The sequence below is a fragment of the Streptomyces himalayensis subsp. himalayensis genome (assembly GCF_013778455.1).
Taxonomy (GTDB): domain Bacteria; phylum Actinomycetota; class Actinomycetes; order Streptomycetales; family Streptomycetaceae; genus Streptomyces; species Streptomyces himalayensis.
The window spans coordinates 80,510-94,392 of record NZ_JACEHE010000010.1; the positions used below are offsets into that span (position 1 = coordinate 80,510).

11 protein-coding genes are annotated in these 13,883 nt (G+C 68.4%); 7 read left to right on the forward strand and 4 right to left on the reverse strand.

Features of this window, described 5'->3' with window-relative positions:
• Positions 1–185: 185 nt before the first annotated feature.
• Positions 186–1,715 (reverse strand): UDP-N-acetylglucosamine 1-carboxyvinyltransferase, encoded by a 1,530-nt coding sequence (locus H1D24_RS17965; protein WP_181658613.1) that lies wholly within the window; start codon positions 1,713–1,715, stop codon positions 186–188.
• Between the two features lie 268 nt (positions 1,716–1,983).
• Here H1D24_RS17965 and H1D24_RS17970 point away from each other — a divergent pair, with 268 nt between their 5' ends.
• From H1D24_RS17970 to acnA, 4 genes are all read left to right on the forward strand, one after another.
• A complete protein-coding gene (locus H1D24_RS17970) occupies positions 1,984–2,484 on the forward strand; it encodes a helix-turn-helix transcriptional regulator (protein ID WP_181658614.1) in 501 nt (166 codons plus the stop codon).
• Between the two features lie 5 nt (positions 2,485–2,489).
• Complete coding sequence (locus H1D24_RS17975) at positions 2,490–3,116, forward strand: VOC family protein (protein WP_181658615.1); 627 nt, start codon at positions 2,490–2,492, stop codon at positions 3,114–3,116.
• A gap of 123 nt (positions 3,117–3,239) precedes the next feature.
• Positions 3,240–3,695, forward strand: coding sequence for a pyridoxamine 5'-phosphate oxidase family protein (locus H1D24_RS17980; RefSeq protein WP_181658616.1), 456 nt, complete (start codon positions 3,240–3,242; stop codon positions 3,693–3,695).
• A gap of 270 nt (positions 3,696–3,965) precedes the next feature.
• A complete protein-coding gene (gene acnA, locus H1D24_RS17985; RefSeq protein ID WP_309484373.1) occupies positions 3,966–6,680 on the forward strand; it encodes an aconitate hydratase AcnA in 2,715 nt (904 codons plus the stop codon).
• 186 nt (positions 6,681–6,866) lie between these two features.
• Here acnA and H1D24_RS43600 read toward each other — a convergent pair whose 3' ends face one another.
• A complete protein-coding gene (locus tag H1D24_RS43600) occupies positions 6,867–8,468 on the reverse strand; it encodes an FG-GAP repeat domain-containing protein (RefSeq protein WP_181658618.1) in 1,602 nt (533 codons plus the stop codon).
• Between the two features lie 451 nt (positions 8,469–8,919).
• Between H1D24_RS43600 and H1D24_RS17995 the strand changes: the two genes are divergently transcribed.
• On the forward strand, positions 8,920–10,005 hold the full coding sequence (locus H1D24_RS17995; RefSeq protein ID WP_181658619.1) for a lytic polysaccharide monooxygenase auxiliary activity family 9 protein: 1,086 nt from the start codon (positions 8,920–8,922) through the stop codon (positions 10,003–10,005).
• Between the two features lie 16 nt (positions 10,006–10,021).
• Here H1D24_RS17995 and H1D24_RS18000 read toward each other — a convergent pair whose 3' ends face one another.
• On the reverse strand, positions 10,022–10,228 hold the full coding sequence (locus H1D24_RS18000; protein WP_181658620.1) for a DUF397 domain-containing protein: 207 nt from the start codon (positions 10,226–10,228) through the stop codon (positions 10,022–10,024).
• Positions 10,225–11,121, reverse strand: a complete 897-nt coding sequence (locus tag H1D24_RS18005) for a helix-turn-helix domain-containing protein (RefSeq protein ID WP_309484374.1) — start codon at positions 11,119–11,121, stop codon at positions 10,225–10,227. Before H1D24_RS18005 ends, H1D24_RS18000 begins: the two co-directional genes overlap by 4 nt.
• Before the next feature lie 57 nt (positions 11,122–11,178).
• Between H1D24_RS18005 and H1D24_RS18010 the strand changes: the two genes are divergently transcribed.
• On the forward strand, positions 11,179–11,391 hold the full coding sequence (locus H1D24_RS18010; RefSeq protein ID WP_181658621.1) for a hypothetical protein: 213 nt from the start codon (positions 11,179–11,181) through the stop codon (positions 11,389–11,391).
• Between the two features lie 708 nt (positions 11,392–12,099).
• Positions 12,100–13,776, forward strand: coding sequence for an RNA-guided endonuclease IscB (gene iscB / locus H1D24_RS18015; protein ID WP_181658622.1), 1,677 nt, complete (start codon positions 12,100–12,102; stop codon positions 13,774–13,776).
• Positions 13,777–13,883: the final 107 nt, after the last annotated feature.

A 13,883-nucleotide genomic window follows, 5' to 3' on the forward strand; every position in this document is an offset into this window, starting at 1 on the left:
TCCTGGCCCACCAGGGCGCACGCGGCAGCGCCGCCATCGACGCGGTCTTCGCGTAGCCGTAGCCTCGGGCGGCCGGGCACAGCCCGATCCTCGCCCAAAGTCCCAGAGAAGTCCCAGAAGTGCCGCCGCACCCCCTCCAGACCCGCATCGGTGCAGGTCAGACACGGGGCGGCGGCATCCGCCAGTCAGATGTCCCGGAAGATCTCGATCTGCGCCCCCACCGAGTTGAGCCGCTCCGCCAGGTCCTCGTAACCGCGGTTGATGACGTACACGTTCCGCAGTACCGAAGTGCCCTCGGCGGCCATCATCGCGAGCAGGACGACGACGGCCGGTCGCAGGGCCGGCGGACACATCATCTCCGCGGCCCGCCAGCGGGTCGGCCCCTCGACCAGCACCCGGTGCGGGTCGAGCAGCTGCAGTCGTCCGCCGAGGCGGTTCAGATCGGTGAGATAGATCGCGCGGTTGTCGTACACCCAGTCGTGGATCAGGGTCTTGCCCTGGGCGACGGCGGCGATGGCCGCGAAGAACGGGACGTTGTCGATGTTCAGGCCGGGGAACGGCATCGGGTGGACCTTGTCGATCGGCGCCTCGAGTTTGGAGGGCCGGACGGTCAGGTCGACGAGCCGGGTGCGGCCGTTGTCGGCGACGTACTCCGGGGTGCGGTCGTGGTCGAGGCCCATCTCCTCCAGCACCGCGAGCTCGATCTCGAGGAACTCGATCGGGACGCGGCACACGGTGAGCTCGGACTCGGTGACCACGGCCGCGGCGAGCAGGCTCATGGCCTCGACCGGGTCCTCGGAGGGCGAGTAGTCGACGTCCACGTCGATGTTCGGTACGCCGTGCACGGTCAGGGTCGTCGTGCCGATGCCGTCGACCTTGACCCCGAGCGCCTCGAGGAAGAAGCAGAGGTCCTGGACCATGTAGTTGGACGAGGCGTTGCGGATGACAGTCGTGCCGTTGTGGCGGGCGGCCGCGAGCAGCGCGTTCTCGGTCACGGTGTCGCCGCGCTCGGTCAGCACGATCGGGCGCTCCGGCGCCACCGCGCGGTCAACCTGCGCGTGGTAGAGGCCCTCGGTCGCGGTGATGTCGAGGCCGAACCGGCGCAGCGCGATCATGTGCGGTTCGACGGTGCGCGTGCCGAGGTCGCAGCCGCCCGCGTACGGCAGCTTGAAATGGTCCATACGGTGCAGAAGCGGGCCGAGGAACATGATGATCGAGCGGGTGCGGCGGGCCGCCTCCGCGTCGATGGCACCCATGTCGAACTCGGCCGGCGGCACGATCTCCAGGTCGACTCGGTCGTTGATCCAACGGGTGCGGACACCGATCGAGTTGAGCACCTCGAGGAGCCGGTACACCTCTTCGATACGGGCGACGCGGCGCAGCACCGTGCGCCCCTTGTTGAGCAGCGATGCGCAAAGCAGCGCCACGCAGGCGTTCTTGCTCGTCTTGACGTCGATGGATCCGGACAGGCGGCGGCCGCCCACCACGCGAAGGTGCATCGGCCCCGCGTACCCCAGTGAGACAATCTCACTGTCCAGCGCTTCCCCGATACGGGCAATCATCTCAAGGCTGATGTTCTGGTTGCCGCGTTCGACTCGGTTGACCGCACTCTGGCTGGTGCCCAGGGCCTCCGCGAGCTGCGCCTGCGACCAGCCGCGATGCTGACGCGCGTCACGGATGAGCTTGCCGATGCGTACGAGGTAATCGTCTGCCATGTGGCGCAGGTTATCTCAGATATGAGATGGACTTCGCGCCGGTGTGGCATTCGGGTGAGGCTGGTGTGCGCGCAAGGGCACCTTTTGACGGTCAGTCGGGCATCCGTTCCGCGCAACTCGAGTGCGGCCGAATGGGTGTCGAAGTGTTCTGGTTGTCCTGGTTTGCCTCTCATCCGTGAAACAGGTGGCCAGATCGGTCAGGAATCGAGAAGCGCGGGTCACGGAGCCGCACCTAGCGTGAAGCTGACGTCGGAAAAGGAGTTCTCTCATGTGTCACCCCTCATGGGGGCGCGCACGCCCCGCGGCGCAGCGCCTGAGCGACCTCGGACGCCAGAGCGGCCTCGCACGCCTGAGCGACCTCGCGCGACTGCGCCGCGTCCGCGACCGGATCGACCGGGAGTACGCACAGCCGCTGAACGTCGAGGCGCTCGCCCGCGGCGTGCACATGTCCGCCGGGCACCTCAGCCGCCAGTTCCGGCTGGCCTACGGCGAGTCGCCGTACGCGTACCTGATGACGCGTCGCATCGAGCGCGCGACGGCGCTGCTGCGTCGTGGCGACCTCGGCGTCACCGAGGTGTGCTTCGCGGTCGGCTGCTCATCGCTGGGCACCTTCAGCACCCGCTTCACCGAGCTGGTCGGCATGCCGCCAAGCGCCTACCGGCGGCGCGGGGCGGGCGCTGCGGCGGGGATGCCGCCGTGTGTGGCGAAACAGGTGACAAGACCGGTCAGGAATCAAGAAGCGCCGGTCGCCGAGCCGCACATAGCGTGATGGCCATGGCATCCATCGAATCCGTCACCCTCGACGTGGCCGACCCCACGGCCGCCCACCGCTTCTACACCACCGCCTTCGGCTTGGACACGCAGATACGCCTGCGGGCCTCGGAGGCACCCACAACCGGCTTCCGCGGGTTCACGCTGTCGCTCACGGTGTCCCAGCCGGCCACCGTCAACAGCCTCATCGACGCCGCCCTCGACGCCGGCGCCACGCCGCTGAAGCCTGCCGCGAAGTCGCTCTGGGGCTACGGCGGTGTCGTACAGGCCCCGGACGGGACGATCTGGAAGGTCGCGACCTCGGCGAAGAAGGACACCGGCCCGGCCACCCGGCAGATCGACGAGATCGTGCTCCTGCTGGGCGTCGCGGACGTGGCCGCGAGCAAGCGGTTCTACGTCGAGCGCGGCCTCGCCGTGGCGAAGAGCTTCGGCCGCATGTACGTCGAGTTCGCTGCTGCGTCGAGTCCCGTCAAACTGGCGCTGTACAGGCGCCGTGCCCTTGCCAAGGATGCCGGAGTCTCTCCCGACGGCACGGGATCGCACCGGCTGGTGATCGGCGGCGATGCCGGGCCCTTCACCGACCCGGACGGGTTTGCCTGGGAGGCCGCATCGCCGGCCCTCACGCCCTGATGTGCCACTGCCGCCTGCCCTGCCTGGTCGCCGATCACGACACGGCCGCCCGGTGAACCGACCGATGACCGACGGATCCTCTCCCTCGGAGGACGGGCTCTCCACGAAGTGACTGGAGGAAGCATGACGGGCGCGCCGCCGCGTGGACTTGAGGAGAGGCTGCGGGACACCCGCGCGAAACTGGAGAGCGACGTCGATCTCTGGGTCGCGACGTCGGGCTCCCCGGGCGGGGTCCACCTCATCCCGCTCTTGTACCTGTGGGACGGGACCGCGTTCCTCATCTCGACGCCGCGCGCCTCGGTCACCGGCCGCAACCTGCTGGCGGACGGCAGGGTGCGCCTCAGCCTCGGGCCGACCCGCGACGTCGTCGTCGTCGAAGGCACCGCCGATCCGGTGGACATCGCCGACCTCGGCCCGGAGGCGGGCGACGCGTTCGCGACCAAGACCGGTTTCGACCCGCGCGAGCTCGACGAGCCCTACCAGTACTTCCTGATCCGGCCGCGGCGCATCCAGGCGTGGCGGGAGGCGAACGAGCTGCGGGGGCGCGACCTGATGCGCGACGGGCGCTGGCTCGGCTGACCGCGGGCACACACCCGCGCCAAGCAGTCACTCACCCTTCGATGAGAATCACTCCTCCTTCGACGTGCGACAGGTCACTGCGCAGGGGTCAGGGCATGACCGAACAGCCCCCATGTACTAGAGTTATCTCGACATCGAGATATCTGCCGAGGCGCACCGCAGCCACCCACCCTGGTAAGGGTAACCTAACTTAGCCTTACCTTAGCGGATCGGCGACGAGTCGTGGCGGCAGGATGCGGTGGTACGCGCACAAAAATGAAGGAGACTGTCGTGTCGGCGAACAGCTTCGACGCCCGCAGCACGCTGCAGGTGGGCGACGAGTCGTACGAGATCTTCAGGCTGGACAAGGTCGAGGGCTCCGCTCGTCTGCCCTACAGCCTGAAGGTGCTGCTGGAGAACCTGCTCCGCACCGAGGACGGCGCGAACATCACCGCCGACCACATCCGGGCGCTCGGTGGCTGGGACTCGCAGGCGCAGCCGAGCCAGGAGATCCAGTTCACGCCGGCCCGCGTGATCATGCAGGACTTCACCGGCGTTCCCTGTGTCGTGGACCTCGCCACCATGCGCGAGGCCGTCAAGGAGCTCGGCGGCGACCCGGCGAAGATCAACCCGCTCGCCCCGGCCGAGCTGGTCATCGACCACTCCGTCATCGCCGACAAGTTCGGCACCCCGGACTCCTTCGCCCAGAACGTGGAGCTGGAGTACGGCCGCAACAAGGAGCGCTACCAGTTCCTGCGCTGGGGCCAGACCGCGTTCGACGAGTTCAAGGTCGTCCCGCCGGGCACCGGCATCGTCCACCAGGTCAACATCGAGCACCTGGCCCGCGTCGTCATGGTCCGTGACGGCAAGGCGTACCCCGACACTCTCGTCGGCACCGACTCGCACACCACCATGGTCAACGGCCTCGGCGTCCTTGGCTGGGGCGTCGGCGGCATCGAGGCCGAGGCCGCGATGCTCGGCCAGCCCGTCTCGATGCTCATCCCGCGCGTCGTCGGCTTCAAGCTGACCGGCGAGCTGAAGCCGGGCACCACCGCCACCGACCTCGTGCTGACCATCACCGAGATGCTCCGCAAGCACGGCGTCGTCGGCAAGTTCGTCGAGTTCTACGGCGAGGGCGTCGCCGCCACCTCGCTCGCCAACCGCGCCACCATCGGCAACATGTCGCCGGAGTTCGGCTCCACCGCCGCGATCTTCCCGATCGACGACGAGACCCTGAACTACCTGCGTCTGACCGGCCGCTCCGAGCAGCAGGTCGCGCTCGTCGAGGCGTACGCCAAGGAGCAGGGCCTCTGGCTCGACCCGGCCGCCGAGCCCGACTTCTCCGAGAAGCTCGAGCTGGACCTCTCCACGGTCGTCCCGTCGATCGCCGGCCCGAAGCGCCCGCAGGACCGCATCGTCCTCGCCGACGCCGCGTACCAGTTCTCGCAGGACGTACGGAACTACGTGGACACCGCCGACGAGGCGGGCGAGGAGTCCTTCCCGGCCTCCGACTCCCCGGCCGTCAGCAACGGTGTGCCGTCCAAGCCGACTCTGGTCACCGCCCCCGACGGCTCGACGTACGAGATCGACCACGGCGCCGTCACCGTCGCCGCGATCACCTCCTGCACCAACACCTCGAACCCGTACGTCATGGTCGCCGCCGCGCTGGTGGCCAAGAAGGCGGTCGAGAAGGGCCTGACCCGCAAGCCGTGGGTCAAGACCACCCTGGCCCCGGGCTCCAAGGTCGTCATGGACTACTACGACCGCGCGGGCCTCACGCCGTACCTCGACAAGATGGGCTTCAACCTCGTCGGCTACGGCTGCACCACCTGCATCGGCAACTCCGGCCCGCTGCCGGAGGAGGTCTCCAAGGCCGTCAACGACCACGACCTGGCCGTGACGTCCGTGCTCTCGGGCAACCGCAACTTCGAGGGCCGCATCAACCCCGACGTCAAGATGAACTACCTGGCGTCCCCGCCGCTGGTCGTCGCGTACGCCATCGCGGGCTCCATGAAGGTGGACATCACCAAGGACGCCCTGGGCACCGACAAGGACGGCAAGCCCGTCTACCTGCAGGACATCTGGCCGTCCGAGCAGGAGGTCAACGAGGTCGTCGCCAGCGCCATCGGCGAGGACATGTTCGCCACGTCCTACCAGGACGTCTTCGCCGGCGACGCCCAGTGGCAGTCGCTGCCGATCCCGACCGGCAACACCTTCGAGTGGGACCCGCAGTCCACCTACGTCCGCAAGCCCCCGTACTTCGAGGGCATGACGATGGACACGACCCCGGTCACCGACATCACCGGCGCGCGCGTCCTCGCCAAGCTGGGCGACTCGGTCACCACCGACCACATCTCCCCGGCCGGTGCGATCAAGGCCGACACCCCGGCCGGCAAGTACCTCACCGAGCACGGTGTGGAGCGTCGTGACTTCAACTCCTACGGCTCGCGCCGAGGCAACCACGAGGTCATGATCCGCGGCACCTTCGCCAACATCCGCCTGCGCAACCAGATCGCGCCGGGCACCGAAGGCGGCTACACCCGCGACTTCACGCAGGAGGGCGGCCCGGTCTCCTTCATCTACGACGCGTCGCAGAACTACCAGGCCGCCGGTGTCCCGCTGGTCGTCCTGGCCGGCAAGGAGTACGGCTCCGGCTCGTCCCGCGACTGGGCGGCCAAGGGCACCGCGCTCCTCGGCGTCAAGGCCGTCATCGCCGAGTCGTACGAGCGCATCCACCGCTCGAACCTCATCGGCATGGGCGTCCTGCCGCTGCAGTTCCCGGAGGGCGCCTCGGCCGAGTCCCTCGGCCTGACCGGTGAGGAGACCTTCTCCTTCACCGGCGTGACCGAGCTCAACGAGGGCACCACGCCGCGCACGGTGAAGGTCACCACCGACACCGGCGTCGAGTTCGACGCGGTCGTCCGTATCGACACCCCCGGCGAGGCGGACTACTACCGCAACGGCGGCATCATGCAGTACGTGCTGCGCTCGCTGATCCGCAAGTAAGCGGTCCGCACGGCAGTTGAGGGCCGCATCCCCGGTACGCCCGGGGGTGCGGCCCTTCGCCGTGCGTACGCGGTGTGCGGTGGCGGTGTCAAGGCGCGAGCAGACCGACCAGTGCCCGCTCGCCGTGTGGCCGAGCTGTGCCATTGCCCACTTCGGTCAGGGGAGGGACGCACAGAGCGGGAGCAGTCACCTTGTGCCCAATATCCGTACGGGCACGAACCGCGCCTTCTTGATGTCCGGGCCGTCGGCTGTTCCGGGGAAGACCCAATAGCCGTGTTCCTCGCGGGGCTTGAAGAAGCCCCGGTAGCCGACGAGGAGTTCGGCGCGGCCGTCGCGGTCGAGGTCGGCAGCGGCGACGTCCCAGCCGAAGTTGTCGGCGTCCGCACTGTGCGTGGGACGGCTGGGCAGGCGGAGCCGGTAGCGATCGATGGTGAGCGCGGGCGCGTAGCCGCCGTCCGGCTGCGAGAGCAGGACGGTCACGGTGCCCGCCGGTTTGCTGCGGGAGTCCCGGTTCACCAGGTCGTCCTGGCCGTCGCCGTTCAGGTCGGCGAGGACGGGGCCTCCGGTGTAGCCGATGGTCTGCAACGTTCCGGGTGGGTCCTCGCCCGCGGTGTCGTAGGGGGCGGGAAGTCGGCTGGTGCGGGCGGCGCCGGGTCCGTGCGGGCCGCCGTGCAGGATCGTGCCGTCGGTCTGGACGATGTCCGTGAACCGGTCGCCGTCCAGTTTCCCGGCGGTGAGCAGCGGTGTGGTCCGGTCACGGTCCGGCAGTGGCAGAGCCCTGCCCGCGCGGGCAGGCAGGGCGGCCACGGCCGGTCCTGCGGACGTACCGCGGTAGTAGCGGGTGTCCACGAGGCCGCGGGGCAGGCGGTCCTCGTCGTACCAGTCGGACACGTCCTGATCCTCCGGCGGCACGGGCAGCCCACCGCGGGTGACCACGTCATCGCGGCCGTCTCCGTCGAAGTCGCCGGTGACGAGGGTGGACACACCTACGTATCCACCCTGGGTCGCCTCGACGGCGACGGTCCTTCGGGGTGCGCCGGTGCGGGTGAACGGCCCGTAGAGGATGGTGAGGCAGGCCGAGGGGCGCGGCTCGTGGAAGCCCGCAGGCCGCATCTCGTGGCCGTCCCGCAGTCCGATCAGATCCAGCGATCCGTCTCCGTCGAAGTCACCGGTCGCCGGGAACAGCGGGTACTCGGCGGGGAGTCGCACCATGCGCGGCGTGCCCTTCCGGCTGCCCCAGACGATGCTCTGTCCGGTCCAGGAGCGCTCGCGGTCGTGGAACAGGTTCTGGACGACGAGGTCCGCCAGGCCGTCGCCGTCCAGGTCCCCGGTGAGGTGGGCGGCGCTGTTCGCGACCAGCGGGCGGGTGCCGGTGGCCGGGTCGAGTCCGGGAAGGCTCAGCGAGACGCCGGCCGCCGGGGCGATGCCTCGTGCCGAGCCGGGGACGACGGCGCGGTGGTGCAGCCAGCCGCCGCCCTCCTTCGGGCGGTACCAGGCGTCGAGGTGGATGTCGGGGAAGCCGTCGCCGTTGAAATCCGTGTGGTTGGCCGTCTGTCGGGGGGCTGCCCGGGCGGTGCGCGCCGGGGCGGCGGGCGGTGCGGCGCACACGGCCGGGGCGACGGTCGGCGCCTTGCCGTCCGACTCGACCGGCGGCGTGCGCTGCGGTATGCCGGGGTTGTGGTGGCCGCTGGAGGAACCGGAGGGGTGTACGTACATCACCACGCTCGCGAGACTCAGCGCGAGGACGACGACGGTGACAACGGCGGTGGCGATACGGCGGCGGGACACAGCCCGAGTCTCGGGTCGGGCGGCGGGCGTGACCAGGCCTGACACGTTCCGGATCGGCAACGGTCGCCGAGCGGCCTGCAGCGATGCCTCACGGCGGAGGTTTTTCACAGGCTCGGCACCATGGTGGGCCTGTTGGGCCTAATGGGTCCGACTGGTGGTGAGATGAACAGGGTTTCTCAGTCATGGCGAGGCCGCATCCGCTCGTGACGGGAGTGCGGCCCTCGTGTGTCCGCAGGCAGGTGGGCCATGGTGGACAGACGAACCTGATGTGTCTGTGCCGAGTGGTGCGCCAGGCGTTTACAAGAGTGTCGGCCCTCGCTAACTTCACAGAGAGTGGGATGGGAGCGCTCCCATAGCAGCGGACCGGAACCCGCCCCCAGGCGGCGTTCCCATCTCACGTGCACGTTCCTCACGACCATCGAGCAATCGACAACGAAGGGACGAGTTTGTCATGTCCGCAGCAAAACTCGCGACGAGTGGGCGATTACCGCTGCCCGCCCGGTACAGAGCCTTCTTCCTCGTCCTGCTGGCCCTGGTCACCACGATCCCGGCCCTGGGACTGGTGTTCACGGCAGGTGGGAAGGCCGAGGCGCACGGCACGCCCATGAAGCCCGGCAGCCGCACGTTCCTGTGCTGGCAGGACGGGCTCACGGACACCGGGGAGATCAAGCCCGTCAACCCGGCCTGCGCGGCGGCCGCCCAGGAGAGCGGCACCACGCCGTTCTACAACTGGTTCTCCGTGCTCCGCTCGGACGGGGCCGGCCGCACCCGCGGCTTCGTCCCCGACGGAGAGCTGTGCAGCGGCGGGAACACGAACTTCACCGGGTTCAACCAGCCGCGCGACGACTGGCCGCTCACGCATCTGACGGCGGGAGCGACCGTCGACTTCTCGTACAACGCCTGGGCCGCGCACCCGGGTTGGTTCTACGTCTACATCACCAAGGACGGCTTCGACCCGACCCAGCCGATCACCTGGAACGACATGGAGGAGCAGCCGTTCCTCTCGGTCGACCACCCGCCGCTGAACGGATCGCCGGGGACGGTCGAGGCCAATTACTCGTGGACCGGTGCCCTGCCCGAGGGCAAGGACGGGCGGCACATCATCTACATGGTGTGGCAGCGCTCGGACAGCCAGGAGACCTTCTACTCCTGCTCCGACGTCGTCTTCGACGGCGGCAACGGGGAAGTGACCGGCATCAAGGACCCGGGCAACCCCCCGACGGAGCCGCCGCCCGGCGACTGCTCCGCCACCCGCCGTACCACCGGCAGCTGGTCCGGCGGCTACCAGTCCGAGGTGACCGTCACCAACACCGGCGACGTCCCCATGCTCGGCTGGATGGTGGACTGGACGCTGCCCGACGGGCAGGCGATCGACAGCCTGTGGAGCGGCACGATGACCGTGCAGGGGCAGGAGGTGATGGTCCACAACGCCGGATGGAACGGCGCGCTGGACCCTGGTGAATCGACGACCTTCGGGTACGTGGTGTCGGGCTCCGGGGGCGATCCCGCCACCGACCTGACGTGCCAGGTCGGTTGACGGGCACAGCTTCGCTCTACAGGGACCCGTCTTTCACGGCGCCCACGAACGCGGCCCAGCCGCGGACCGGGAAGACGAGGGCGGGTCCCTCCGGGGTCTTGCTGTCGCGGACGGGCAGGATGCCGGGGTAGTTGTCGGCTATCTCGATGCAGTTGCCGCCGGTTCCGTCGCTGTAGGACGACTTGCGCCACCTGGCGCTGCTCAGATCGCGTGTGCTGCTCATGGGGTCCTGTAGTCCTCCGCCACCGACTGGATCAGGGCCAGGGACGCCGCTGGTGACAGTGCGGCTGCCCTGACCAGATCGTATGACCTCAAGATCTGCCCTACCAAGGCCGGTTCCTCGATGAGTTGTCCGCTGCCCGCGCCCTCCGTGTAGGCGACGGTGGGCGCGTCGTCGAAGGCCATGATGGAGGTCATGCTGTCCATGAATGCCTCGTTCATGGCACTGAAGGGCAGCACCTGCACCACCACGCGCGGCCGCGACGCCAGCTCGGCGATGCGCAGCAGTTGCTGGTGCATCACCTCTGGCCCGCCGATCGGTGCCTGAAGCACCGCCTCGTGGATGATCTCCCACAACACGGGCGCTGTTGGGGCATTGAGGATGCCCTGACGTTCCATACGGGCTGTGACGATCTCTTCTACGGCCTCGTCGGGTGAGAACCGCATCGCAGCCCGCGTGATGGCCCGCGCGTACGACCTCGTTTGCAGCAGGCCGGGCACCAATACGGGCGCGTACTCGCAGATCGTCTGCGCCAGCTTCTCCAACTCCGCCGCATCCGCGAAGTACTCCGCAACTTTCGATTTGCGGGCGAGGCGGCACAGCCGCTGGAGGTGCTCGCCGCTGTCCAGCACCTCGTCGAGCAGCTTCGACACTTCCAGCTGAGGCCGTCTCGTCGCGGTCTCGAACTGTCCGACATACGTACCCGAGCAGAAGACGCGCTCGCCGAGCTGCTCCTGCGAGAATCCCGCAGTTTCGCGTAACCGCCGCAGTTCCGAGCCGTAAAAGGCCCTCGGATCGGCGTACGGGTCGGTGCCCTTGGTCTGGTTCATCACCAACGCCTCCTTCGCGCAAAGCGTTTGCTGGGGTGATTCGCCTCCCGAATGTAGCGGCCGCATGGTCACCCTGTGAGTGCATTCAGTTACCGCAGGCTTCGTTCATGGAAGGGCACCCACATGCCGACCGCAGATCCGCTCTCCGAAGCGGCCAACGCCGTACGGGAGCTGAACGAGTCCCTCGCCGCTTGCGGCATCACACTGCCCTCCCTCCGCATCGATCTACCGTCATGCGGGTTCAGTGCGACGCCCCGCCCGCTGGTCGAGCTGGGCCGCTGCAACCTGGAGACGGCCCGCCGTCTCACCCTCGTACTGAGGGAGGCGGCGCGATGAGTCACGCATCGGAGAAAGGCGTGCCACCGCTCGGCGCCGTCGTGGTCGACGAACGGACCGCCCGCGTCGGCGAGGTCATGGGGGCCGAGGGCCCGTACCTCCGACTCCGGCCGCTCGGCGGTGGCCGGGAGTGGGACGCTGACCCTGGGCGGGTGCGAGCGGCCACACCCGCCGAGCGGCTGCACGCGGGCGTGGCAGCGGCGAACGCCGCGAGCCGGGCGGGGCAGGATGAGCGCCGTCGGCCGCACGGCGGACACAGGAGGGGGCCAGTGCCCAGTTCGGCCATATCGGATGGCTGCATGGCTGATCCGTGAACGCAGAGACGGTTCAGATATCCGCGACGTCTCAACTAGGAAAACTACCGATCAGGCCTGCATTGGATCTTGCCACTGTATCAAGGAGTGGACTATACCTATCGGCGTCAGCGTGGAGGTTCGACCAACTGCGGATGGCCGGGCCCAGGGGGAGGCGGTGTCAGGTTGCAGCAGCTGCCGTGTGTTCCACCTGTGTTTGATGCACCCCGTGCAGGCCCGGCTTCACATGACCGTGGAGGGGAGGCTTCGGGTCACCACGTGAACATTGGAAAAGGCGAGGACTTGAGCGTCACTCGCTCCCCGGCCTGAAGGCCGGGGCTCGTCTGCCTTGGGCGGGCGGGCCCATGAGTGTCCAGCCCAGTCATCACGACACGTTCTGAAGGAGGTGCCTTCGATGACTTCGTTCGATTCACGTGAGCAGACCCACCCCGCCGTGCTTCCTCAGCGGCGGGCTCTGGAACCTGTGGCCGCAGACAACCCTGGGAGCAGGGACGAAACGGGCCACGGGCTCTCGGCCGCTGCTGTGCGGTCGGGCACGGGTGTCGAACAGGGGCGAGGGGAGATGCAGCGGGCCTGCACCCGGCCCGCTGCGCGTCACACCGACCTGGATTCGTTCGGGGAGGCAGTACTGGGCCGTGAGGCCCACCAACTGAATCGCACGGTCACCATCAATGCGGGCGCCGACTCTGCCGAGGCCCAAGCCGTGGGGCCGGGGGCGGGATGTAGCCGGGTGTTCGTGCTCGACCGGCGCGGCGTGCCGTTGACGCCCTGCCACCCCGCGCGTGCTCGCATTCTGCTGGCCAAGGGTCGGGCGGCCGTGGTACGGCATACGCCGTTCGTGATCCGTCTGAAGGACCGTCTCGTCGAGGAGTCCGAGGTAGACGGGGTAGAGGTACGGATCGACCCGGGCTCCAAAGGCACCGGCATCGCGGTCACCGATGACCTCACCACGGTGGACACCGTCACTGGCGAGGTCGTCACCAGCCGACGCGGCCTTTTCGCAGTTGAGCTGCGCCACCGGGGCGCGCAGATCAAGGCCAAGCTGGAGCAGCGCTCGAACTACCGAAGACGCCGCCGAGTCGCGCATCTGCGCTACCGCGCTCCCCGCTTCAACAACCGTACCCGCCCAAGGGGTTGGCTGGCGCCGTCGTTGCAGCACCGGGTGGACACCACGATGTCATGGGTGGAGAGGCTGCGCCGCTGGGCGCCTGTGGCCGCCGTGCACGTAGAACGGTCGTCGTTCGACAGCCACGCCCTCGGCCTGGGCAAGGAGTCGCTGGACGGGGTCGAATATCTACAGGGGACACTGGCAGGGTACGAGGTACGGCAGTACCTGCTGGAGAAGTGGGGAAGAGCCTGCGCCTACTGCGGTGCGCAAGGGGCTCCCCTGCAGGTCGAGCACATCCAGCCCAAGGCCGATGGCGGTTCCGACCGCATCGCCAACCTCACCCTCGCCTGTCAGCCGTGCAACCAGGCCAAGGCCGCCAAGCCGATCGAGATCTTCCTGGCCGAGCGCCCCTCCGTTTTGGCGAGGATTCAGCGGCAGGCGAAAACCCCGCTCAGGGACTCGGCAGCGATGAACGCCACCCGCTGGCGACTCTGGAGCCGGCTCAACAAGGTCGGCTTGCACGTCTCGGCCTGGTCCGGGGGCCGCACCAAGTACAACCGCCACACCCAGCACCTGGCCAAGACCCACACCCTGGACGCATTGGCCGTCGGTGACATCCCAACCGGTACGCGCATCGTCCGACACCCCGACACCGTTCTTGTCGCCAAAGCCACCGGACGTGGTAGCTACGCCCGCACCCGCACCGACAAGTACGGTTTCCCCCGCCTGCGCCTGCCCCGCCAGAAGACCTTTTTCGGCTACCAGACCGGTGACCTGGTCCGCGCCGTCGTACCAACGGGCAAGAAGGCCGGAACGCACATCGGCCGCGTCGCGATTCGCAAGACCGGCAACTTCAACATCAGCACCGCTGCCGGACCTGTCACAGATATCCACCGCCGCCACATCCGCCGCCTCCAGAGGGCAGACGGGTACGGCTACACCATGAGGAAGGAGACGGCGTGAGCAGGGACGTCGCCGCGGACATGATGAGCGCGAGAAGCGACGGCGTTTCACCTTCCGGCCCGGAGAACACTTGCTGATGTCTCAGCAACGTTCCGAGAGCCAGGCCA

Coding starts and splice junctions, on each gene's coding strand:
- H1D24_RS18005 (WP_309484374.1), bottom strand. CDS start 11,121: ATGCGGCCGCTACATTCGGGAGGCGAATCACCCCAGCAAACGCTTTGC.
- H1D24_RS17980 (WP_181658616.1), top strand. CDS start 3,240: ATGACGGGCGCGCCGCCGCGTGGACTTGAGGAGAGGCTGCGGGACACC.
- H1D24_RS18000 (WP_181658620.1), bottom strand. CDS start 10,228: ATGAGCAGCACACGCGATCTGAGCAGCGCCAGGTGGCGCAAGTCGTCC.
- H1D24_RS17965 (WP_181658613.1), bottom strand. CDS start 1,715: ATGGCAGACGATTACCTCGTACGCATCGGCAAGCTCATCCGTGACGCG.
- H1D24_RS17975 (WP_181658615.1), top strand. CDS start 2,490: ATGGCATCCATCGAATCCGTCACCCTCGACGTGGCCGACCCCACGGCC.
- H1D24_RS17970 (WP_181658614.1), top strand. CDS start 1,984: ATGTGTCACCCCTCATGGGGGCGCGCACGCCCCGCGGCGCAGCGCCTG.
- H1D24_RS18010 (WP_181658621.1), top strand. CDS start 11,179: ATGCCGACCGCAGATCCGCTCTCCGAAGCGGCCAACGCCGTACGGGAG.
- iscB (WP_181658622.1), top strand. CDS start 12,100: ATGACTTCGTTCGATTCACGTGAGCAGACCCACCCCGCCGTGCTTCCT.
- H1D24_RS17995 (WP_181658619.1), top strand. CDS start 8,920: ATGTCCGCAGCAAAACTCGCGACGAGTGGGCGATTACCGCTGCCCGCC.